This is a genomic window from Neisseria sp. P0004.S004 (assembly GCF_051963335.1).
In the GTDB taxonomy this organism is placed as follows: Bacteria; Pseudomonadota; Gammaproteobacteria; order Burkholderiales; family Neisseriaceae; genus Neisseria.
Genome location: NZ_JBQCUK010000001.1, coordinates 12449 through 34395, shown reverse-complemented (window position 1 = coordinate 34395; position 21947 = coordinate 12449). Strand labels below are relative to the sequence as shown.

General features: G+C 51.9%; 19 protein-coding genes. 14 read left to right on the top strand and 5 right to left on the bottom strand.

Annotated features, from left to right (window positions below):
* Positions 1-60: 60 nt before the first annotated feature.
* From ACTHRY_RS00150 to tal, 3 genes are all read right to left on the bottom strand, one after another.
* On the bottom strand, positions 61-795 hold the full coding sequence (locus tag ACTHRY_RS00150; protein WP_003686784.1) for a LytR/AlgR family response regulator transcription factor: 735 nt from the start codon (positions 793-795) through the stop codon (positions 61-63).
* 239 nt (positions 796-1034) lie between these two features.
* Positions 1035-1922: a tRNA glutamyl-Q(34) synthetase GluQRS gene (gene gluQRS / locus ACTHRY_RS00145; protein WP_049322551.1), complete on the bottom strand. Its 888-nt coding sequence runs from the start codon at positions 1920-1922 to the stop codon at positions 1035-1037.
* A 154-nt stretch (positions 1923-2076) separates the two neighbouring features.
* Complete coding sequence (gene tal, locus ACTHRY_RS00140) at positions 2077-3132, bottom strand: transaldolase (RefSeq protein ID WP_049322550.1); 1056 nt, start codon at positions 3130-3132, stop codon at positions 2077-2079.
* Between the two features lie 134 nt (positions 3133-3266).
* Here tal and ACTHRY_RS00135 point away from each other — a divergent pair, with 134 nt between their 5' ends.
* The 8 genes from ACTHRY_RS00135 (at position 3267) to hpf (ending at position 9280) form a co-directional block, all read left to right on the top strand.
* Positions 3267-4241: a KpsF/GutQ family sugar-phosphate isomerase gene (locus ACTHRY_RS00135; RefSeq protein WP_049322549.1), complete on the top strand. Its 975-nt coding sequence runs from the start codon at positions 3267-3269 to the stop codon at positions 4239-4241.
* Positions 4242-4307: 66 nt separating this feature from the next.
* Positions 4308-4844 carry a KdsC family phosphatase gene (locus tag ACTHRY_RS00130; protein ID WP_300480735.1) on the top strand — a complete coding sequence of 179 codons (537 nt, stop codon included), beginning with the start codon at positions 4308-4310 and terminating at the stop codon, positions 4842-4844.
* Positions 4841-5422 (top strand): LPS export ABC transporter periplasmic protein LptC, encoded by a 582-nt coding sequence (gene lptC / locus ACTHRY_RS00125; RefSeq protein ID WP_440366649.1) that lies wholly within the window; start codon positions 4841-4843, stop codon positions 5420-5422. Before ACTHRY_RS00130 ends, lptC begins: the two co-directional genes overlap by 4 nt.
* Positions 5403-5933: a lipopolysaccharide transport periplasmic protein LptA gene (gene lptA / locus ACTHRY_RS00120; protein WP_004518852.1), complete on the top strand. Its 531-nt coding sequence runs from the start codon at positions 5403-5405 to the stop codon at positions 5931-5933. The genes lptC and lptA overlap by 20 nt, the downstream gene beginning before the upstream one ends.
* Positions 5934-6003: 70 nt before the next feature.
* Positions 6004-6738, top strand: a complete 735-nt coding sequence (gene lptB, locus ACTHRY_RS00115; RefSeq protein WP_003679854.1) for an LPS export ABC transporter ATP-binding protein — start codon at positions 6004-6006, stop codon at positions 6736-6738.
* A 183-nt stretch (positions 6739-6921) separates the two neighbouring features.
* Positions 6922-7425 (top strand): energy transducer TonB, encoded by a 504-nt coding sequence (locus tag ACTHRY_RS00110; protein ID WP_440366650.1) that lies wholly within the window; start codon positions 6922-6924, stop codon positions 7423-7425.
* A 135-nt stretch (positions 7426-7560) separates the two neighbouring features.
* On the top strand, positions 7561-8916 hold the full coding sequence (rpoN, locus tag ACTHRY_RS00105; RefSeq protein WP_440366651.1) for an RNA polymerase factor sigma-54: 1356 nt from the start codon (positions 7561-7563) through the stop codon (positions 8914-8916).
* 49 nt (positions 8917-8965) lie between these two features.
* Positions 8966-9280 (top strand): ribosome hibernation-promoting factor, HPF/YfiA family, encoded by a 315-nt coding sequence (gene hpf, locus ACTHRY_RS00100; protein WP_004518850.1) that lies wholly within the window; start codon positions 8966-8968, stop codon positions 9278-9280.
* 69 nt (positions 9281-9349) lie between these two features.
* Here the strand turns inward: hpf and ACTHRY_RS00095 are convergent, their stop codons facing one another.
* Together ACTHRY_RS00095 and pgi are read right to left on the bottom strand one after the other, a co-directional pair.
* Positions 9350-10600, bottom strand: coding sequence for an AmpG family muropeptide MFS transporter (locus tag ACTHRY_RS00095; RefSeq protein WP_440366690.1), 1251 nt, complete (start codon positions 10598-10600; stop codon positions 9350-9352).
* A gap of 226 nt (positions 10601-10826) precedes the next feature.
* The gene (gene pgi / locus ACTHRY_RS00090; protein WP_440373939.1) at positions 10827-12473 is read right to left on the bottom strand and encodes a glucose-6-phosphate isomerase; all 1647 of its coding nucleotides are present in this window, start codon (positions 12471-12473) and stop codon (positions 10827-10829) included.
* A gap of 258 nt (positions 12474-12731) precedes the next feature.
* On the opposite strand from pgi, the gene ACTHRY_RS00085 reads away from it, so the two are divergent.
* The 6 genes from ACTHRY_RS00085 (at position 12732) to ACTHRY_RS00060 (ending at position 21880) form a co-directional block, all read left to right on the top strand.
* A complete protein-coding gene (locus tag ACTHRY_RS00085) occupies positions 12732-13775 on the top strand; it encodes a LacI family DNA-binding transcriptional regulator (RefSeq protein ID WP_440373938.1) in 1044 nt (347 codons plus the stop codon).
* 194 nt (positions 13776-13969) lie between these two features.
* Positions 13970-15292 (top strand): MFS transporter, encoded by a 1323-nt coding sequence (locus ACTHRY_RS00080; RefSeq protein ID WP_036493357.1) that lies wholly within the window; start codon positions 13970-13972, stop codon positions 15290-15292.
* A 208-nt stretch (positions 15293-15500) separates the two neighbouring features.
* On the top strand, positions 15501-17804 hold the full coding sequence (parC, locus tag ACTHRY_RS00075) for a DNA topoisomerase IV subunit A (protein WP_049322540.1): 2304 nt from the start codon (positions 15501-15503) through the stop codon (positions 17802-17804).
* Positions 17805-17874: 70 nt separating this feature from the next.
* Positions 17875-19461 carry a two-component system sensor histidine kinase NtrB gene (locus ACTHRY_RS00070; RefSeq protein ID WP_049322539.1) on the top strand — a complete coding sequence of 529 codons (1587 nt, stop codon included), beginning with the start codon at positions 17875-17877 and terminating at the stop codon, positions 19459-19461.
* Positions 19454-21079 (top strand): sigma-54-dependent transcriptional regulator, encoded by a 1626-nt coding sequence (locus ACTHRY_RS00065; RefSeq protein ID WP_440373937.1) that lies wholly within the window; start codon positions 19454-19456, stop codon positions 21077-21079. Before ACTHRY_RS00070 ends, ACTHRY_RS00065 begins: the two co-directional genes overlap by 8 nt.
* A 48-nt stretch (positions 21080-21127) precedes the next feature.
* Entirely contained in the window at positions 21128-21880 is a 753-nt protein-coding gene (locus ACTHRY_RS00060) for a class I SAM-dependent methyltransferase (protein ID WP_049322537.1), read from the top strand.
* Positions 21881-21947: the final 67 nt, after the last annotated feature.

The following is a 21947-nucleotide window of genomic DNA, read 5'->3' as shown; positions in this document are numbered from 1 at the left end:
CGTCTGAAAATATCTTTTCAGACGGTCTTTGATTTAAAAAGAGCGAGTCAAAGAGAACATTTAGATGCTGTTTTTAATGATTTTCCGCAGGGTGGACAGTTGTCGGCGGCTGACGGGCAACGGGGTCGGAATATCGAGAATTTTTGCGCCCCATGTGGATGCGTATTCGTCGTTTTCGTCATCGTCCAGTCGAATCAGGCTGTCGAGGGTGTGGCGGAAGACGAGGGCGTTGCGGTGGATGCGGATGACTTTGTCGCCCAGTAATTCTTCCCAGTAAACTAGGGTCTTCGGTAATTCGTAGCTGTGGCCGTCGCCGGTAAACAGATAAACGGTTTTGTGTTCCGCCATCAGGTAACGCGCCTGTTGCCAGGGGATTTCAACCATGCGCTCGCGGTTGTACACTTTGAAATGGGTGAAGCTGTCTGCTTTTTCGCGGTTTTTCTCGATGATGCGGTCAAGTGCGGTTTGCAAGCGGGTCATTTTGATTGGTTTGAGCAGATAGTCTGCGGCAGCCAGCTCAAACGCGCGCAGGGCGTGTTCTTCGTAGGCTGTGGTGAAGACAATCTCCGGCTGGCGTTTGGCGGTACGCTTGATGCGTTCGACAAACTCGAGACCGTCGATTTCCGGCATGCCGATGTCGGCAAAGACGATGTCGACTTCGTGGACGCTCAGCCACTCCAATGCTGGCATGGCATGGTGAAAGACGTTGAGCAGTACGACATTGCATTCTTCCAATAATACACGCAAGCGTTCTGCTGCTAATACTTCGTCTTCTACAATAATGGCACTTGGCATAGCGGTATTTCTTTTTGTTGTATCGTGGGAGATCTGCCGCGCTTTGTCATCCTCAATAACGCGTCAGCCGTATGTTGTTGCAATCTTGAAATTATCACTTCGCAACAATTTTAGGAAATTTTTAAAATATACATGATTTTTCGCTTCTTGGGCGTGATTTGGAATGAATCTGAAGATTACTTACATAATTTTATGAAATATTGTAATACCTAGAGTAATTTTGTTGTAATCGTGCTAATTCATTTCGTGATAATGGACGATTTTGGGATTTTGCCCATTTGCCAGTGCGCCACCGCCCAATCGAGTAATTCTTGCGGCCGGTTTACGGCGGGTGCATCGGGTAGGTTGAGGTAGGTCAGGACTTGGCGGAGGAGTTGTTCTTTTTGATTCAAATCCAAAGCCGGAGCAAGGGTTTGTTTCGACCACTTTTGCCCTTGGTTGTTGGTCAATAGCGGCAGGTGGGCGTAGGACGGCGTAGGAACGCCGAGGCATTGTTGCAGATAGATTTGACGCGGCGTGGAAACGAGCAAGTCCTGACCGCGGACAATATGCGTTATGCCTTGATCGGCATCGTCGGCAACCACGGCAAGCTGATAGGCCCAATAGCCGTCGGCACGAAGCAGGACGAAATCGCCGATGTCGTGTGCCAGATTTTGTGCGTATTGTCCGACAATGCCGTCTGAAAAACCGATCACGCGATCGGGGACTTGAATGCGCCATGCCGGCATTTTGTTTTGCGTGTCGGGTTGTTGCTGTGGATTGCGGCAACGGCCGTTATACACAAATCCGTCTGCGCCATGTGTTGCCGCCGCCTGCCAGTCTTTGCGGCTGCAATAGCAGGGATACACCAGCCCGGCTGCTTTGAGGCGGTCGAGTGTGTCTTGATACAGGTCGTAACGGCGGCTTTGATAGGCGACTTCGCCGTCCCACTCAAAACCGAAAGCCTCAAGCGTGCGTAGAATGTCGGCAGCGGCGCCGGGCATTTCGCGCGGGGGGTCAAGGTCTTCAATGCGGACCAGCCATTTGCCCTGATGGGCGCGCGCGTCGGCATAGGAGGCGACGGCGGTCAGCAGGGAGCCGATATGAAGCAGGCCGGTAGGGCTGGGGGCGAAACGTCCTATATACATGGCAGGGTGTTTGTGTAGGGCAGGGGCAGTATGCCTGCACGGTATTTAAATCGTGATAGAAAAGGGCGTGCCGTACACGCCCGAATTTGGGTTTCAGACGGCCTGAGACTTTTCAAAATGATTTAAGTTTCAATCGGCCGTCTGTTTAATCTGCTTAAGCCAAGGGAGCCAGCAGTTTGGCGAAAGCGTCTTCAAATTGTTTCAAACCGTCTTCCTGCAAACGCGTTGCCAAAGTTTCGACATCAATGCCGAGTTTGGCGGTTTCGGCAAGCTGCGCTTGGGCTTCGTCCGTACCTTCGGTCAACGTGGCTTTGGCGGTGCCGTGGTCGATAAAGGCTTTGAGTGTCGCATCGGGAACGGTGTTGACGGTATGGGCACCAATCAGGCTGTCAACGTACAACGTGTCAGGATAGGCAGGGTTTTTCACACCGGTAGATGCCCACAAAAGTTGTACGCGGTTGGCACCTTTTTCGGCAAGTGCGGCAAATTCGCTGCTGCCGAAGTATTGCGCCCAATCTTGATAGGCGGCTTTGGCCAGCGCAATGGCGACTTTGCCTTTGAGGTGGTTAGGCAGGGTGGCGTCCAATGCGGCATCGACACGGGAAATAAAGAAGCTGGCGACAACTTGGATATGGGAAACATCATGTCCCGCTTCCAAACGTTTGGCAATGCCGCGCGCGTAGGCCGCATAGGCTTTGAGGGTTTGGGCACGGGAGAAGAGCAGGGTCAGGTTGACGCTGATGCCGTCTGAAACGAGGGTTTCGAGTGCTTCGATGCCTTCGTCGGTTGCCGGTACTTTAATCATGGCATTTTTACGGCCGATAGCGGCGTGCAGGCGGCGCGCTTCTTCAACCGTGCCTTGTGCGTCTTTGGATAATTCGGGCGAAACTTCGAGGCTGACGAAGCCGGTTTTGCCGCCGGTGGATTCGTGTTCGGTAAGGCATACGTCGCAAGCAGCTTGTACGTCGGCAACCGCCATGGTTTCGTAGCGTTGTTTCGGGGTCAGGTCTTGCTGTTTGAGCGCGGCTACTTCGTCGGCGTACAGGGCATCGCCTGCAAAGGCTTTTTGGAAAATGGCAGGATTGGAAGTTACGCCGCACACGCCCTGTTTGAGCATTTCGGCCAATTCGCCGCTTTGTACCAGCGAACGGGAGAGGTTGTCCAACCAGATTTGTTGTCCTAATGCTTTAACGTCCGATAAAATAGTCATCTCTGATTCCTTTTACATAATAGGTTTGTTTGTGAAGTGGCGGTAATGCTACGCCGATTCGATGAATTTGAACAGTTTACAGCCGATTAATTTGGGCAAAACAAACCTAAATTCAAGCATGAAAGGCGGCTTTGATGGCGGAAAACACACTTTATCTCGACTGGGCGCGCGATGTATTGGATACGGAAGCTGAAGGTTTGCGTGAAATTGCGGCGGCTTTGAACCATGATTTTGTCCGTGCGGCGGAAGCGTTGTTGCACTGCAAGGGCAGAGTGGTCATTACCGGCATGGGCAAGTCCGGACACATCGGCCGCAAAATGGCGGCGACCATGGCTTCCACCGGTACGCCTGCGTTTTTCGTCCACCCTGCCGAAGCGGCGCACGGCGATTTGGGCATGATTGTGGACCACGATGTTGTGGTTGCCATTTCCAATTCCGGCGAAAGCGATGAAATTGCGGCGATTATTCCGGCGTTGAAACGCAAAAACATCACGCTTATCTGCATCACTGCCCATCCGACTTCCACCATGGCGCGTCATGCCGATATCCATATTACCGCGGCGGTTTCCAAAGAAGCCTGCCCGCTCGGCCTTGCGCCGACTTCCAGTACGACCGCCGTGATGGCGTTGGGCGATGCGCTGGCGGTTGTATTGTTGCGCGCACGCGCGTTCACGCCCGACGATTTTGCTTTAAGCCATCCGGCCGGCAGCTTGGGCAAACGCCTGCTGTTGCGTGTGGCGGATATTATGCACAAAGACGAAGCCCTGCCTGCCGTTTTGTTGGGTACGCCGTTGAAAGAGGCCATTGTCCGCATGAGTGAAAAAGGCTTGGGCATGTTGGCGGTAACCGATGCCGAAGGCCGTCTGAAAGGCGTATTTACCGATGGCGACTTACGCCGTCTGTTTCAAGAACGCGACAGCTTTGCCGGTTTGAAAGTGGACGACATCATGCACGCTTTGCCGAAAACCATCTCCGCCGACCGCCTGGCCACCGAAGCCTTGAAAGCCATGCAAAGCGGCCATGTGAACGGTTTGCTGGTGGTCGAAGAAAACGGCATGCTGATTGGCGCGCTGAACATGCACGATTTATTGATGGCACGAATTGTCTGAATCGACGGCAAAAACGTTTTCAGACGGCCTTATGCTAGAATAGGCCGTCTGAAATAAGGAAACCTTATGCAAAACCTCTCTTCCGACCTGCAACAACGCGCTTCAGGCATCAAACTGCTGATACTGGATGTGGACGGTGTTTTGACCGACGGCCGCATTTTTATCCGTGACAACGGCGAAGAAATCAAATCGTTCCACACTTTGGACGGACACGGTTTGAAAATGCTTCAGGCCGGCGGTGTGCAAACTGCAATTATTACCGGCCGCGATGCGCCTTCCGTCGGTATCCGCGTGAAGCAGCTCGGTATCAACTATTACTTCAAAGGCATTCACGATAAACGTGCCGCCTACGCCCAATTGCGCGAACAGGCCGGTGTGGAGGAACATGAGTGCGCCTTTGTCGGCGACGATGTTGTCGATTTGCCTGTGATGGTGCGTTGCGGATTGGCGGTTGCCGTCCCTGAAGCGCATTGGTTTACTTTGCAATACGCCCATTATGTAACCCGACGTTCCGGCGGCGCAGGCGCAGTGCGTGAAGTGTGCGATTTGATTATGCAGGCGCAAGGTACGCTTGAACCTGCTTTGAAAGAGTATGTACGATGAAAATCAGATGGCGTTACGGAATCGCCTTTCCGCTGGTGTTGGCCGTTTCACTCGGCGCATTGGCGGCGTGGCTCGGCCGCATCAGCGAAGTGCAGGTCGAAGAAGTCGTCCTCAATCCGAATGAGCCTCAATATTCGATGAAAGGCATCAACGGCAAACGTTTTGACCAAGAAGGCCGTCTGAAAGAAAACCTGAGCGCGGCCGATGCCGTCCAATATCCGAATAGCGCGGACGTGCATTTGGACAAACCGCATCTTTCGTTTTACCGCGACGGCAGCCTGCTGTACGAAGTCGGCAGCGATAAGGCCGCGTACAATATTCAAAACAAAAAAGTCGTTTTTGAACAAAATGTCGTCTTAAACAAAGCGGCAGATGCCAAGCGTTTGGCCGGCATCGTCAAAACCGAACGTTTGAATGTCGATACCGAAGCGCAATACGCCCATACCGACAGCCCCGTTACTTTCCAATACGGACAGTCTAGCGGTCAGGCAAACGGCATGACTTATGATCACAAAACCGGTTTGCTGAATTTCCCTTCCAAAGTGAAAGCCACAATTTATGATACAAAAAATTTGTAAAACCTTAGCCCTTGTTGCCGTTTTTGCCGCCAGCCCGGCCTTTGCCCTGCAAAGCGACAGCAAGCAGCCGATTCAAATCGAAGCCGACCAAGGCTCGCTTGACCAAAACAACCAAAGCACCACCTTTTCCGGCAATGTCATCATCAAACAAGGCACGCTCAATATCCGTGCTGGCAGCGTAACCGTTTCACGTAACGACAAAAGCGAGCAGTTGATGAAAGCCACCGGCTCGCCCGTCAAATTCAGCCAAGAGTTGGACGGCGGCAAAGGCGTAGTCAACGGCCAAGCCAATACCGTCATGTATTCTTCCGCAGCCAACCTCGTTACTCTGTCCGGCAATGCCAAAGTACAGCGCGGCGGCGATGTGGCCGAAGGTGCGGTCATCACTTACAACACCAAAACCGAGGTTTACACCATCAACGGCAGCGCCAAATCCGGTGTGAAATCCGCCGCCAAATCCGGCCGCGTCAGCGTTGTTATCCAGCCGTCCAGTACGCAGAAAAACAAATAAGAAAACACACAAAAAGGCCGTCTGAAAAAGGTTCAGACGGCCTGAGGTCAATATCGAAAGTCAACAGAATATGAGCGCAAACAACAGCCGTCTTGTGGTTCAAAACCTGCAAAAAAGTTTCAAAAAACGCCAAGTCGTCAAAAGCTTCTCCCTTGAAATCGAAAGCGGCGAAGTCATCGGCCTGCTCGGCCCCAACGGCGCGGGTAAGACCACCAGCTTTTACATGATAGTCGGCCTGATTGCCGCCGATGCAGGCAGCGTAATGTTGGACGGCCAAGAGTTGCGCCACCTGCCCATTCACGAACGCGCCCGCCTCGGCGTCGGCTATCTGCCGCAGGAGGCCTCGATTTTCCGCAAAATGACCGTGGAACAAAATATCCGCGCCATTTTGGAAATCAGCATGAAAGACAAAAGCCGCATTGATGCCGAACTTGAAAAACTGTTGGCCGATTTGAACATTGAACGCCTGCGCAACAACCCTGCGCCGTCTTTGTCCGGTGGCGAACGCCGCCGTGTCGAAATCGCGCGCGTGTTGGCCATGCAGCCGCGTTTCATTTTGTTGGACGAACCTTTTGCCGGCGTTGACCCGATTGCCGTCATCGATATTCAGAAAATCATCGAGTTCCTCAAATCACGCGGTATCGGCGTATTGATTACCGACCACAACGTGCGCGAAACCCTCAGCATCTGCGACCGTGCCTACATCATCAGTGATGGTACGGTATTGGCTTCAGGCAAGCCGGATGATTTGGTCAACAATGAACAAGTCCGTTCGGTTTATTTGGGTGAAAACTTCAAATATTGAGTTTAGGCCGTCTGAAAAGGTGTATCTGTGTTGAAACGAATTTTTTTGTCTTCCTTTGCCGTTTTGGCAGCTACTGCCGTGCATGCCATGCCCGAACAGTCATGGCAGGATATGGGTGTGCGCTAAGGCGTGATAGATAAAAATGGCAAGCCGATAACCGGTATCGTAACGGCGACAGCTATCGTGGATAAAGAAGGTAAGCTGGGAAAAAGCCTCCATTGGGAAGTGGATGCGCTGGAATTGTTGAAACTTGCTCAAGAAGTAGGTTTGCCAAAACAAGTCGAGCCTTATAAAGAGTGTACTTATAATCAGAAAACCCAACAAACGGATTGTAAGACACTGGAAAGCCTTAAAAAATTCAGATTCTTTTATACTGTGCCAAATGGATTCAAAGAAGAGATAAAGACGAAACCTGTCCAAGTTGCTCCCCCACCTTATCCACAGCTTTCTACAGAGAATGGCGAGGAAGGGACTGTAGTATTAAATGTCTTTATCAATATAGATGGCAAAGCATTTGTATGGATACAAAAGAGTAGTGGGTCCCCGCGTTTAGATGCGGCAGGACGAAAAGCAGTTTTGAAGACAAAATTTCAACCCGCTACCTATCGCGGGAAGCCTGTTGCCATGGTTTTTGTTCTGCCTATTACGTTTGCTTTACCGTTAGAAACCATCTCTACTGTTGAATAATTCATTTATCGGTTGATAAAAGAATAATATATTGAAATAATCATCCAATATATAAACAATATATTTGATACTTTCAGACGGCCTGTATCTGACGGGCCGTCTGAAATCCATAAAGCACATTTACTATCAAACATTATGTCTTCACTCGTCCTTAAACTCAAACAGACCCAGCAGCTCAACCAGCGGCTGCAGCAGTCTTTGCGCATCTTGCAGATGTCGGGTCTTGAGCTTGAGCGCGAAGTGGAAGACTGGTTGTTGGACAATCCTCTGCTTGAGCGTCCGGAAACCGATGAGTTTGCCGATAGCGGGCTCAACCGTGCCGTCACCATGCCGCGTGCAGGTCAGCAGTTGAGCGGCGACGATGCCGAAGATATTTGGAGCAACATCGCCGAAGAAGAGGATTTCAAACACTATCTGCATGCCCAAGTGTGCGAGCATCCGCTCTCGCAAGTGGAAGCGGCCTATGTTCACGTCTTGATTGATTTTCTGAACGAACAAGGCTACCTCACCGACAGTCTCGAAGAAATCATCGACCACACGCCGTTAGAATGGATGCTGGACGAAGAGGTCCTGCAAAACGCGCTGGATGTATTGCAAACCTTTGATCCGCCCGGCGTGGCTGCGGCCGACTTGACCGAGTCGCTCATGCTGCAATTAATGCGTTTGCCGGCTTCTCCGGCTAGACAAATGGCCGCGCATTTGGTGCAAAGTTCGCTTCAAGACTTAGGCAAAAACCGCAAACAAAACGTTTTGCGTTTCCGCAAACTCTATCCCGATACCGACAGCGAAACCATAGAAGCCGCGCTCGATATGATTGCCGGGCTCAATCCCTATCCGGCCTACGGCTTTGCCTCCGCTACGCCCACGCCTTATATTCAGCCTGACGTTTGGGTCAAAGAGGGCAAGGACGGCTGGGAAGTCATCAGCAATGAGGCGGCTTGGCCGAAGCTGCGGCTGAATCAGGAGTATTGCGATCTGATGAAATCAGCGGAAGAGGGCGCACCGGAGTGGAAGGAAAAAATCAACGAGGCTAAGCAGCGCATTGATTCTTTGGAGCTGCGCAAAAGCACAGTCCTCCGCCTTGCCGAGTATATTGTCAAAAATCAGGAAGATTTTTTCATCTTCGGCGAAATTGGCCTGTCGCCCATGCTGATGAAAGATGCCGCCGCCGAATTGGGTTTGGCGGAAAGCACCATTTCGCGCGCCGCCAACCAGAAATATTTGTCTTGCCCGCGCGGCCTGTTTGCGTTACGCTATTTCTTCACACAGGCAGTCAATGCCGACGATGATGGCGAAGGGTTCAGCCAAGGCGCAATCAAAGCCGTATTAAGCCAGCTGATTGAAAGTGAAGACAGCAGCAAACCCTATTCGGACGAGGCCCTCGTCAAATTATTAAAACAACGCGGCATTGAAATTGCCAGACGTACAGTTGCTAAATATAGAGAATCATTAGACATCCCGCCGGCACACAAACGAAAATTTACCGAGTAGATATATTCCGATCCGTTTTGACGGACTAATCAACCGAAGGAGCTGTATCATGAATCTGAAAATCACCGGTCTGAATTTTGATGTTACCGAAGCCATCAAAAACTACGTTTCCGACAAGTTGGCACGAATCAGTCGCCACGCCGACAACATCATTTCCGTGACCATCACGCTCTCGGTGGAAAAAGTCAGCCAGAAAGCTGAAGCCGATGTGCATTTGGCAGGCAAAGATTTGCACGTTGAAGCGATTGAACAGGATATGTATGCCGCGATTGATGTTTTGATGGACAAGCTCGACCGTGCTGTTTTGAAACATAAAGAAAAAAGCGGCGATGTCCGCAGTACTGTCAAACCTGCTGCCGAATAAAGCTTTTGTATGATAAAGGCCGTCTGAACATTCAGACGGCCTTTTGTTTTTAAGGATTTAAAGAAGAGTTTAATTGTTTGCTTTTTCGCCACTCCACGGTGCCACTTTAAACAGCAACAACATACCCGGTATGCCCAAAGCGAAACACAGCCAGTAGAAATTGAAGTAACCCATCGCTTCAATCAGATAGCCTGCCGAAGCATTGATAAATGTACGGGGAACAGCTGACAGGCTGGTAAAGAGGGCCAATTGTGTGGCCGTGAAAGCAGGATTGGTTTCACGGGCCATATAGGCGACAAATGCCGCCGTACCCAAGCCTACACCTGCTGCTTCCGCACCAATCACGGCGGCAAGCATCATTTGTTCCGTCAGGGTAATGGTTTCAAATTTACCGAAACCCGCCAGCCAGGCAAAGCCTAGAATCGTTACCCATTGGGCTACGCCGAAAACCCACAAAGCCCTGTTGATACCGAGCTTTATCATCCAAATACCGCCTACAATACCGGCAATGACAGCAGGCCACAGGCCGGCATTTTTGGCAATGAGGCCGATGTCGGTTTTGCTGAAGCCCATGTCCAGATAAAACGGCGTTGCCAGGGAAGTCGCCATGCTGTCGCCCAGTTTGTAGAGAAAGATAAACAGCAATACCAATATGGCCTGTTTGATTCCTTTGCGGGAGAAGAACTCACTAAAAGGGTCGGAAACCGTTTGGGCAAATGTACGCGACACAGATGGTGGAATGTCAGGCTCTTTAGCTAAAAACAGGGTCATCAGCAGACCGGGCAGCATAAATAGTGCAGTAATGATGAATACGTTGTGCCAAGGCATCAAGTCGGCCAAAATCAAGCTGAGCGAACCAGGTACCAAAGCGGCGATACGGTAGGCATTGACGTGGATAGAGTTGCCCAAGCCTAATTCTTCATCTGACAAAATTTCGCGGCGAAATGCATCCAATACAATATCTTGGCTGGCAGAAAAAAAGGCGACCACCAACGATAAGCCCATAATTACATATAAATGCTGAGCAGGATTTAGGAAGGCGTAAATGAGCAAGGTCAGCAGCAAACCAATTTGCGTAACCAGCATCCAACCGCGTCGCCGTCCTAAAAAAGGTAATCTGACCAAATCAATGACGGGAGACCAGATAAATTTCCAAGTGAAAGGCAGCCCGATAAGTGCCATCAGGCCGATGGTTTTCAAATCAACATGTTCGCTGCGTAACCATGCTGGAATCAGGTTGATCAGAAAATAAAGCGGCAACCCCGAAGTGAAGCCTGTGAAAATGCAGATCAGCATTTTGCGCGAGAAAATTCGCTGCATAGTGCTGGTTTGGGGTGCGGTGGTCATAGTGGAATCAATAAAAAAGAAAAGGGATATTGTAGCAAAGATGGGGGATATGGCGAATGAACTTCTGTTATTTTTATAGAATAACAAGAGGCCGTCTGAAACTGAATGGATAAAGTTTCAGACGGCCTTTTGTTGGAACAAGCTGATAGGTTTTTGAAATGTCCGTAAGACAGGCAGATATGTTTGTTTTACGGATATTTTATTTTCGGACTGCCTTCGATGCTGCGTTGCAGTTGCGGTAGAAGGCAATCAGACCGTTGGTGGAGCTGTCGTGTGCCGGCGTGCCGCGTTCGAGTTCGGGTTCGATGGTTTTGGCCAGCTCTTTACCGTATTCCACGCCCCATTGGTCGAAGGGATTGATACGCCAAATCACACCCTGAACGAAGGTGCGATGTTCGTAGGCCGCCATCAGCATGCCGAGGTTGAAAGGCGTCAGGCTGTCGATAAGCAGGCTGTTGCTCGGGCGGTTGCCTGGGAATTCTTTTTGCGGTGCAAGACGGTCGCGTTCGTCTTGGGGCAGGGTGGCCAATTCGATTTGTACTTCGTCTAAGGTCTTGCCTTTCATCAGCGCTTCGGCTTGGGCGAAGGCATTGGCAACGGTAAAGCGGTGTTGGCGGTGGTTGCCGTAGATTGTGGTCATGGGGACGATGAAATCAACGGGAATCAGACGCGTACCTTGGTGTAGAAGCTGGAAGTAGGCATGTTGGCAGTTGACACCTTCATCACCAAAGACAATGCCGCCGGTGGTGCAGGAAACGGGTTGGCCGTCTGAAGTACGCTGTTTGCCGAGGCTTTCCATATCGAGCTGGTTGAGCCACGGGGTAAAGAGGCGCATGTTGTGGCTGTATGGGACAACGGTTTGGCCGTCTGAATGTTGGAAGTTGTTGTACCAAACGTTGATGAGCGCCATCAGGACGGGAATGTTGCGGCGGAATGGTGTCTCGAAGAAATGGGTATCCATCGCGTGCGCGCCGGCCAGCATTTTGCGGAACGCTTTTTCGCCGACGGCAACCATCAGTGGCAGGCCGATGGGCGACCAGACGGAATAGCGGCCGCCGACCCAGTCGGACATGGCGAAAACTTTGTCGGGGGAGATACCGAAGTTTTGGGCTGCGGCCACATCGGCGGAAATGGCGCAGAAGTGGCGGTAGATGCCGGAATCAGGCAAACCTGCATCACGGTACCAAGTACGCGCCGCATAGGCATTGAGCAGGGTTTCCGGTGTGCGGAATGATTTACTGGCAATGCTGAATACGGTGGTTTCGGGGTTGAGGCCGAGAAGGGTTTGGGTCAGGTCGGCATCATCGGAGTTGCTGACAAAGTGGACGCGGATGTTTTGCCAATAAGGCTGCAGCGCCTGTGTGGCCATGCGCGGGCCTAAATCGGAGCCGCCGATGCCGATGTGAACCAAGTCGGTAATCGGTTTGCCGGTAATGCCTGCGTGGGTGCCGTCCAAAAGTTGGCGTGCGAATTCGAGGGTGCGGTTGAGTTCGTGATGAACTTTGGACACGATGTTTTCGCCGTCGACGTAAATGGGTTGGGCATTGGCCGGCAGGCGCAGGGCGGTGTGGAGGACGGCGCGGTGTTCGCTGGTGTTGATTTTTTCGCCGTTGAGCATAGCCTGCATATATTGTGGCAAATCGGCTGCTTCGGCCAGTCGGCACAATAAATCAAGGGTATTTTCATCCAGACGGTTTTTGCTGTAATCAAATAACAAACCGTGCAGAATTTCGTGCATATTATTGAAACGTTCGGTATCTGCAGCGAAACGTTCGCGCAGGGTAACGTGTTGCGTATCGGCATGATGGGCTTCCAAGGCCTGCCATGCGTCTGAGTATGCGGTCATCTCGTTTCCTTAGTATGTAACGGTAAAATAAGCAGGATAGATAGGTATTTCCTGCTTTTTTGTAGTGGCTTGTAGTTTAACAAATTTGAACAGGTTTTGGGAGATGGCGGGGGTGGTTTTGTTTAAGAAATGTATGCAAAATGAAAAAGAAATGATTGATTATCATCAAGTTTCTGTAAAAAAAAGGGGTATGACACCGATGTCTGCTGTGTTATCCTATGTAACATTATTGAAATCCTGTCGGGGCGGGTTCGTAAGATGGCTACAATTTATGATGTCGCTGCTTATGCCGGAGTGTCTCCCAAGACGGTCAGCCGGGTGATTAACGGCGATGCGCCGGTCAGCGATAAAACCCGTTCCAAAGTAGAAACAGCGATTGCCGCTTTGGGCTATATCCCGTCTTCTGCGGCTCGGATTATGCGGTCCCACCGTTCCGGCTTGGTCGGCCTGATTACCGGCGCCATTTCGCGGACGGGCGAGAATACGGGCGGACACGGCATTCCGGATATGTTCTTGATTAAGGGCATTCAGCAGCGGATTCGCGCACAAGGCAAGATTTTGATGATTGCCGACATCGACAACAAGCCGGGTCAGCCCGGTCAGATGGAGCCGCTGATCCGTACCTTTATGGAACACCGTGCCGAGGGGATTTTGTATGTGGCCGGTTTTCATCAGGAAGTATTGTTGCCGGAAGTGCCCAACCGCTGCCCGATGGTGTTGGTCAACTGCTTTGATTTGGCAGGTACGCCGTCGGTTTTGCCGGACGACGAGGCAGGGCAGTATGGCTTGGTGCGCCGGATTATCCAAAGCGGACACAAACGGATTGCTTATGTGACTTTACAGCCGGGCGTAGAAGCGACGAGATTGAGATTGGCCGGATACCGCCGGGCTTTGGCGGATGCGGATATTGTCTTTGATCCTGATTTGGTGCAGACAGGGTATCCTAACTTCAGCAATGACAGCGGGTCTTTGATTTCGGCTATTTTGAAATTGCTGTCTTTGCCGATTCCGCCGACGGTAATTTGCTGCGGCAACGATGAAATGGCCGTGCGCGTGTACGGGATTTTGAGGATGCGCGGCGTACGGGTTCCTGAGCAAGTCTCCGTTGCCGGCTACGATAATCACAGTGCGATTGCGGAAACGCTGTTTCCGCCGTTGACCAGCACCGAGCTGCCTTATCTGCGCATGGGCGAAATGGCGGCGGATTTGCTGTTCCAATACATCGAACATCCGGCCGGTACGGCTCAGCCCGTCAAGGTTGTTGGGGAAACCATCTGGCGTCAGTCTGTGATGAATAAATAGTTTCAGACGGCCTAAAAATAAGCTTTAAACAACACAAAACACATCAAAACAAGATTATATAAACGGTCAAAATAAAGGCCGTCTGAAAACAGGGTTGCCTCATTAAAAAAGGCGGTCCAATACAATAAAAGCGTCATACTGCTGAAATTGGAGTTTGTTGTTTCCATAGTTTATTATCCAGGAGTAGCCTTCCTATGAAAATCTCCCCACAAGTGGCGATGACACTTCGCCAGATTATGCTGATGAACTTCGGTTTCTTCGGCATTCAATACAGCTTCGGGTTGCAGCAAACTGCGATTAACCCGATTTTCAGCTTCCTTCATGCCGACCCGAGCCAATTGCCGATTTTGAATATGGCAGGCCCGATTACCGGTTTGCTGGTGCAGCCGATGATTGGTGCAATGAGTGACCGCACTTGGGTGCCGGGATTGGGTCGCCGCCGTCCGTATTTCTTGATCGGCGCCATCGGTTGCAGCCTCTGCCTCTTTATTTATCCGCACGTTACCGCCTTGTGGGTGGCCGTATTGCTGCTGTGGCTCTTGGACATCAGTAACAACACGGCAATGGAACCTTTCCGTGCCTTTATTGCCGATACCGTTCCTGAACAACAGCAATCCACCGGTTTCTTGATGCAGTCCGTGTTTACCGGCTTGGGCATTACCCTGGCCAACGTTTCCCTCTATATCTTCCAACAAATCGGCTGGTTGCAACAAACTTCCGAAGCGGGCATTCCGTATTGGGTATTCGGTTCGTTTTATATTGGTGCGGTCTGCTCCATCGGTTCGGTTTTGGTTACCGTTTTATCAACGGCCGAACGCGAGCCCAGCCCTGAAGAAATGGCGGCCATTAAAGCCCAGCCGAGCGGTCCGGCTCATGCTGTTAAAGATATTGTCGTTGCCGTGCGTGAAATGCCGACCGCCCTGTGGCAACTGGCTTTGGTGTATCTCTTTCAATGGTACGCGCTCTTCATCTACTGGCAATATATTTCCCATAGTATCGTCCAATCCGTCTGGGACTCGACCGTTGAGAATACCGAAGCGTATAGCCAAGCGGTTGCATGGACCGGCCTGGTAAACGGTTTCTACAACGTGGTAACCTTTATTTCCGCCTTCGGCCTGATGTGGATGGCGCGCAAATACGCCGCCAAATATGTTCACGCCTTTGCCGTAACCCTTGCCGCGCTGGCCTTGCTCACCATTCCGCACATCGGCAACAAATACCTGATGTTTGCGCCGATGATTGGTTTCGGTGTCGGTTGGGCAAGTATGATGGGCGTGCCGTTTATGATTGTGGTCGGCTCTATCCCTAAAGAACGTTACGGCGTGTACATGGGTATTGTGAACATGATGATTGTGATTCCTATGCTGATTGAAACCGTATCTTTCGGCTGGGTGTACAAAACCTTCTTGGGTTCAAACCCTGCCAACGCGATGACTTTTGCCGGTGTTTCCCTGGCTATTGCCGCCGCGTTGACCTTAACCATTAAAACTGCGGCCAAACCGGCTACTGCAGAATAACGAAGTTTTGATTTAAAACCAAAATGAAAAGGCCGTCTGAAACATGAAAGGGTTTCAGACGGCCTTTTTGGTCGAAACAAATCATATTTGCCGACTTGATTCGGTAAGCCTTATTGCCGCCGAGGTACCGTTCATCACTCAAATTGGCTATGACTGCCGATTTTGCTTTACAATATCCTCCTTTAATTGATTTCGTTTTACCATCCTGATGACAGAACACATTTCCGCTCCCAGTCCATCCCCCGTCGGCGAAGACTACCTGCTGTTAGGTCAGTACGCCGAACGCGCCTATCTCGAATACGCCATGAGCGTGGTCAAAGGCCGCGCGCTGCCTGAAGTTTCAGACGGCCAAAAGCCCGTACAACGACGTATTTTGTTTGCCATGCGCGATATGGGTTTGACGGCGGGGGCGAAGCCGGTGAAATCAGCGCGCGTGGTCGGCGAGATTTTGGGTAAATACCACCCTCACGGCGACAGTTCTGCCTATGAGGCGATGGTCCGCATGGCGCAGGATTTTACCTTGCGCTATCCCTTAATCGACGGCATCGGCAACTTCGGTTCGCGCGACGGCGACGGGGCGGCGGCGATGCGTTACACCGAAGCGCGGCTGACGCCGATTGCGGAATTGCTGTTGTCCGAAATCAATCAGGGGACGGTGGATTTTGTGCCGAACTACGACGGCGCGTTTGACGAACCGCTGCACCTGCCCGCCCGCCTGCCCATGGTCTTGCTCAACGGCGCATCAGGCATCGCTGTGGGCATGGCGACCGAAATTCCGTCGCACAATTTGAACGAAGTCACCCAGGCGGCGATTGCGTTGTTGAAAAAGCCGACGCTGGAAACCGCCGACCTGATGCAATATATTCCCGCGCCCGATTTTGCCGGCGGCGGTCAAATCATCACGCCGGCGGACGAGTTGCGCCGGATTTACGAAACCGGCAAGGGCAGCGTACGCGTGCGTGCGCGTTACGAAATCGAGAAGCTGGCGCGCGGACAATGGCGCGTGATTGTGACCGAACTGCCGCCGAACGCCAATTCCGCCAAAATCCTTGCCGAAATCGAAGAGCAAACCAATCCGAAACCGAAAGCGGGCAAAAAGCAGCTCAACCAAGACCAGCTTAATACCAAAAAGCTGATGTTGGATTTAATCGACCGCGTGCGCGACGAGTCCGACGGTGAACATCCCGTGCGCCTTGTGTTCGAGCCGAAATCCAGCCGCATCGATACGGATACCTTCATCAACACGCTGATGGCACAGACTTCGCTGGAAGGCAATGTGTCCATGAACTTGGTGATGATGGGGCTGGACAACCGTCCCGCGCAGAAAAATCTGAAAACGATTTTGCAGGAATGGCTGGATTTCCGCGTTGTGACCGTAACACGTCGTCTGAAATTCCGTTTGAGCCAAGTGGAAAAACGGCTGCACATCCTTGAAGGTCGTCTGAAAGTCTTTCTGCACATCGACGAAGTGATTAAAGTCATCCGCGAATCAGACGACCCGAAAACCGATTTGATGGCGGCGTTCGGGCTGACCGAAATCCAGGCCGAAGACATTTTGGAAATCCGCCTGCGTCAGTTGGCGCGTTTGGAAGGTTTCAAACTCGAAAAAGAATTGAACGAATTGCGTGAGGAACAAGGCCGTCTGAATATCCTTTTGGGCGACGAAAACGAAAAACGCAAGCTGATTATCAAAGAGATGCAGGCGGACATGAAGCAGTTTGGCGACGCGCGACGCACGCTGGTGGAAGAAGCCGGACGCGCCGTGTTGACGCAAACCACCGCCGACGAACCCATCACGCTGATTTTGTCGGAAAAAGGCTGGATACGCAGCCGTGCCGGACATAACCTCGATTTAAGCCAAACCGCGTTCAAAGAAGGCGACCGCCTCAAGCAAACCCTTGAAGGCCGTACCGTTTTACCCGTCGTCATTCTCGATTCATTGGGCAGAACCTACACGCTCGATGCCGCCGAAATCCCCGGCGGACGCGGCGACGGCGTGCCGGTTTCATCGTTAATCGAGCTGCAAAACGGCGCCAAACCCGTCGCCATGCTCACCGGCCAGCCCGAACAGCATTACTTGCTTTCAGGCAGCGGTGGCTACGGCTTTATTACCAAGCTGGGCGATATGGTCGGACGCGTGAAAGCGGGCAAAGTGGTGATGACCGTGGACAGCAGTGAAACCGTCCTGCCTCCGGTTGCCGTCTATGCTTCTTCGCTCATCAATCCCGACTGCAAAATCGTACTGGCCAGCAGCGACCACCGTCTCTTGGCGTTTTCCATCGGCGAACTCAAAGTCATGCCCAAAGGGCGCGGTTTGCAGTTGATGTCGCTGACCGACGGCGCGTCTTTGGAACACGTTATGGTAACGACCTCTCCTGAGTTTACCGTTGTATCGGTCGGCCGCCGCGGCGCCGAGCATCAGGAAAAACTGCGGATTGCCGATATTGACGGCAAGCGCGGTAAAAAAGGCAAAGTATTGGAAATATCAGGCCGTCTGAAAAGTTTGTCTTAAGGCAAAAACCAATATATTCAAATAAATTAAATTTACTACGACATTGCATGAAAATAAAAAAGGTTCACTTATGAACAGAGCCAATCTTCAAGAGCTGGGTAATCTGAGGGAGCGGATTCCCGGCGTCATCAACATCGCCCGAATAGCCATCGTCTTGCCGCTTTTGGTTCTGCACGCTTTCGGTAGCTACACGGGCGGCAACCTGATTGGCGTTTCGTTGCCGGCGGTTGAGTTTTATATCTGGATAACGCTGTATTTCTTCCTGATTATGCTCTCCGTGCTCCGCCCGGGCTGGCAGTGGCAATCCTTGGATTTGCCCAACGCCAGCGCCGTGGTCGACATTACCATGATCATGGTTTTGGTGTATATTTCCGGCGGTACGGCTTCAGGTTTCGGGATTTTGGTTTTGCCGTTTGTTGCCACGTCGTGCCTGCTCAGTTATGGCCATTATCCCATGCTGTACGCAGGCTATACGGCAATGCTGTTTATTTTGAACCTGTTTTTAGACGGCAGTATGCGTTTCGATTCGTTTAATTGGGACGCAAAATCAGTGGCGAATTCTTTAATGCTGATCGGCGCCAGCTATCTGGTGGCGATGCTGACCTCGTTTGCCGCTCGTTATCTCGAACAGGCCACAGAGTCCGCCAGCCGCCATCAATTGGCCTACCGCCGTATCAGCGGCTTGAACCATTTGGTTTTAAACCGCGTACAAGAAGCGGTGGTGGTGATTGATGCGACCCAGCGCGTGTGGCTGTTTAACAAACAGGCAAAAATCTATTTTCCCAGCCTGATTATCGATCAGCAGGAAATCGTGTTCGGCGAGCTGGTGGCCCGCTGGCAGCGCCAACCCGACAAACCTTTTGAAACCGATATCCATATTTTCCAACACGCCATGCACGTTCGTGCCGTTCCATTGATTCAGGAGCAAACCGAGCTACTGATGCTGTACGTCCGCTCATTGCGTGAAGTGGCTGCGGAGGCCATGTCCACCAAGCTGACTTCGCTCGGACAGTTGACTGCCAACCTTGCCCACGAAATCCGCAACCCGATGTCCGCCATCCGTCATGCCAGCGATTTGTTGCAAGAGGGCGATGAGGCAGACCCGCTCAAGGCCAAGCTCTACAACATCATCGACAGCAATATCCAACGCATCGACAAGATGTTGGAAGACGTATCCCTGCTTAACAAACGAGACAACATCAGCCGCCAGCCGATTAATCTGATGAAATTCTGGTTGGAGTTCAAGCAGGAATTTACCTTGAACAATCCCGATGCCATCGGCTGTCTGCGTATGAATATGGACGGCAACAACCTGACCGTATTGGTTGACCCCATGCACTTGCAGCAAGTGATGTGGAACTTGTGCAACAACGCTTGGCGACATAGCCGTCAGGACGAAAACGCTATTACCGTCCTTATCCGCTCTAGCGGCAGGATGCATATTTCCATCGTCGTGGCGGACAACGGCAAAGGCGTGCCGCCGGATGTACGAAATCATCTGTTCGAGCCGTTTTACACCACCGAAAAACAAGGCACCGGTTTGGGGCTTTACGTCGCACGCGAGTTGGCACACGCCAATATGGGGCAGCTGCATTATCACCCTGAAATGAACGGGTTTGAATTGATTTTACCGAAGGAGCAAGCGCAGGATGAATAAATTGCAAGAGCCGGTTTTGGTTGTCGATGACGAGGCAGACATCCGCGACCTGATGGAAATGACCCTGATGAAAATGGGTCTGCGCGTCGATACTGCGGCTGGGGTTGAAGAAGCCAAAGACAGGCTGGACAACAACGATTATTTGCTGGTGTTGACCGATATGCGTATGCCCGACGGCTCCGGCCTCGAGGTGGTCCAATACATCGACGAGTTGATGCTCGACACGCCCGTCGCCGTGATTACGGCTTTCGGCAATGCCGACCAAGCCGTTGAAGCCTTGAAAGCAGGGGCGTTTGACTATCTGCAAAAACCGATTACGCTGTCGCAACTGCGTTCATTGGTGAAATCGGCTGTATCGGTTTCAGACAATACCAACGAACCCACGCCGTCTGAAAAAGTCAAATCTCAGCCTGCGCCTGTTTCTGCCGCCCTGTATAAACCCGAACCCCAGCCGGTCAAGCCTGTTGTTACGCCGCCCAAGAGCGTACAGAGCGAATTTAACCGGCCTTTGACCGTTCCGGAAGGGCTCAATTCCTTAAGAGAGCGGTTTTCAACCGGCAACATTAATCCTGCTTTGCAAGAAGAGCCTATCCTGAAAGGCGACGACGATATGCCGCGCCTGTTGGGTACTTCGCCGCAAATGGTCGAAGTACGCCATCTGATTCGCAGATTGGCACGCAGCCTGGTTCCCGTTTATATCTCCGGCGAATCCGGTACCGGTAAAGAGCAGGCGGCGCGCACGATTCACGAGCTGTCCGACCGCGCCGACAAACCGTTTATTGCCGTCAACTGCGGCGCGATTCCTGAAAACCTGATGGAAAGCGAATTTTTCGGTTACAAAAAAGGCAGCTTTACCGGCGCGGACCAAGACCGTCTCGGCTTTTTCCAACACGCCGACGGCGGCACACTGTTTCTCGACGAAGTTGCCGATTTGCCGCTTGCCATGCAGGTCAAACTCCTGCGCGCCATCCAAGAAAAAGCCGTGCGCCGTATCGGCGATGCGAGGGAAACCTTTGTGGACGTGCGCATTATTTGTGCAACCCATAAAAACCTCGAAGCCTTGGTTGAAAGCGGCGCATTCCGCCAGGACTTGTATTACCGCCTCAACGTTGTCTCCCTGCACATGCCGCCTTTACGCGAAATGCGCGAAGACTTGGGCGCGCTGATTCTGTATTTGCTGTACAAACACCGTCACGGCAATCAAACCTACAAACTCAGCCCGAAAGCCCAAGAAGCCCTGCTGCATTACAGCTATCCCGGCAACTTCCGCGAGCTGGAGAATATCCTCGAACGCGCCGTTGCACTGACGGTCGGCCAAGTGATACAAGTGGACGACTTGCAGATTCAAAACGCCCCGCAGGCCAAAGCCGATCGCAGCAGCCTTTCTTTTGACGACATCGCCGAACCTGACGCGCGCGAAACCACGCTCAATCACAGCCCCATTCCGCCGTTTGATCCGCGCACCATGCAGATACAGGATTACCTCGACCAAGTGGAACGCAGCATCATCGAGCAGGCCTTGCAGCAAACCCGTTACAACCGTACCCAAGCCGCCAAACTTTTGGGCATCAGCTTCCGTTCCATGCGCTACCGCATGGAACGCTTGGACATCAATTAAAACGTTCAGACGGCCCAAGTTTTCAAGGCCGTCTGAAACATAAGCCTTATGTACAAGATTTATTTTGACGAAACCGCATCTGCCAAACTTCGCAGCCTTGCCGCGCCTTTCAGGCTGACCGTTATCGACCGGCAGCTTGAAGCAGGTAGTTTCCTTATCGCTGACGAAAGCGGCATCAGTTTATGCCGCGCCGGTGAAAAAGGCCGTGTCCGCGTTGATTTTGATGGCGGTGCCGCCCATTATCGGCGCACTAAAGGCGGAGGCGAGCTGATTGCCAAAGCCGTCAATCATACTGCGCAACCGACTGTCTGGGACGCTACCGGCGGACTGGGGCGCGACAGCTTCGTGCTTGCCTCGTTGGGTTTGAATGTACACACTTTTGAACAAAATCCTGCTGTTGCCTGTCTACTTTCAGACGGCCTCAACAGGGCAGGGCAAAGTGAAGAAACACGGGAGATTGCCCGGCGAATTACTTTGCACTTTGGCAATGCCGTTGATTTGATGCAGGAATTGGCCGCGAAAAACGGCAGGCCCGATGTGGTATACCTCGACCCGATGTATCCGGAACGCCGCAAAACCGCCGCCGTGAAAAAAGAAATGGCTTACTTTCACGACTTGGTCGGCGCGGCACAAGACGAAGCCGAGTTGTTGGAGGCGGCATTGGATACCGCCAAAAAGCGCATTGTCGTCAAACGCCCGCGCTTGGGCGAATTTCTCGACGGGCGCAAACCGGCATATCAATACACCGGCAAAAGCACGCGTTTTGACGTTTACCTTCCGACAAGGCCGTCTGAAGACTAGAAGCAAACTTGCAACATATCAAAAGAAGCCGCCGACGTTATCAGCGCGGCGGCAAAGTGTGCTATAA

Excerpts from the sequence above, each read along its gene's own strand:
- ACTHRY_RS00085 (WP_440373938.1), top strand. The coding sequence starts at position 12,732 with ATGGCTACAATTTATGATGTCGCTGCTTATGCCGGAGTGTCTCCCAAG.
- gluQRS (WP_049322551.1), bottom strand. The coding sequence starts at position 1,922 with ATGTATATAGGACGTTTCGCCCCCAGCCCTACCGGCCTGCTTCATATC.
- hpf (WP_004518850.1), top strand. The coding sequence starts at position 8,966 with ATGAATCTGAAAATCACCGGTCTGAATTTTGATGTTACCGAAGCCATC.
- ACTHRY_RS00065 (WP_440373937.1), top strand. The coding sequence starts at position 19,454 with ATGAATAAATTGCAAGAGCCGGTTTTGGTTGTCGATGACGAGGCAGAC.
- lptA (WP_004518852.1), top strand. The coding sequence starts at position 5,403 with ATGATACAAAAAATTTGTAAAACCTTAGCCCTTGTTGCCGTTTTTGCC.
- lptC (WP_440366649.1), top strand. The coding sequence starts at position 4,841 with ATGAAAATCAGATGGCGTTACGGAATCGCCTTTCCGCTGGTGTTGGCC.
- ACTHRY_RS00130 (WP_300480735.1), top strand. The coding sequence starts at position 4,308 with ATGCAAAACCTCTCTTCCGACCTGCAACAACGCGCTTCAGGCATCAAA.
- ACTHRY_RS00060 (WP_049322537.1), top strand. The coding sequence starts at position 21,128 with ATGTACAAGATTTATTTTGACGAAACCGCATCTGCCAAACTTCGCAGC.
- ACTHRY_RS00080 (WP_036493357.1), top strand. The coding sequence starts at position 13,970 with ATGAAAATCTCCCCACAAGTGGCGATGACACTTCGCCAGATTATGCTG.
- ACTHRY_RS00150 (WP_003686784.1), bottom strand. The coding sequence starts at position 795 with ATGCCAAGTGCCATTATTGTAGAAGACGAAGTATTAGCAGCAGAACGC.
- pgi (WP_440373939.1), bottom strand. The coding sequence starts at position 12,473 with ATGACCGCATACTCAGACGCATGGCAGGCCTTGGAAGCCCATCATGCC.
- parC (WP_049322540.1), top strand. The coding sequence starts at position 15,501 with ATGACAGAACACATTTCCGCTCCCAGTCCATCCCCCGTCGGCGAAGAC.
- ACTHRY_RS00095 (WP_440366690.1), bottom strand. The coding sequence starts at position 10,600 with ATGCAGCGAATTTTCTCGCGCAAAATGCTGATCTGCATTTTCACAGGC.
- tal (WP_049322550.1), bottom strand. The coding sequence starts at position 3,132 with ATGACTATTTTATCGGACGTTAAAGCATTAGGACAACAAATCTGGTTG.
- ACTHRY_RS00135 (WP_049322549.1), top strand. The coding sequence starts at position 3,267 with ATGGCGGAAAACACACTTTATCTCGACTGGGCGCGCGATGTATTGGAT.
- lptB (WP_003679854.1), top strand. The coding sequence starts at position 6,004 with ATGAGCGCAAACAACAGCCGTCTTGTGGTTCAAAACCTGCAAAAAAGT.
- rpoN (WP_440366651.1), top strand. The coding sequence starts at position 7,561 with ATGTCTTCACTCGTCCTTAAACTCAAACAGACCCAGCAGCTCAACCAG.
- ACTHRY_RS00070 (WP_049322539.1), top strand. The coding sequence starts at position 17,875 with ATGAACAGAGCCAATCTTCAAGAGCTGGGTAATCTGAGGGAGCGGATT.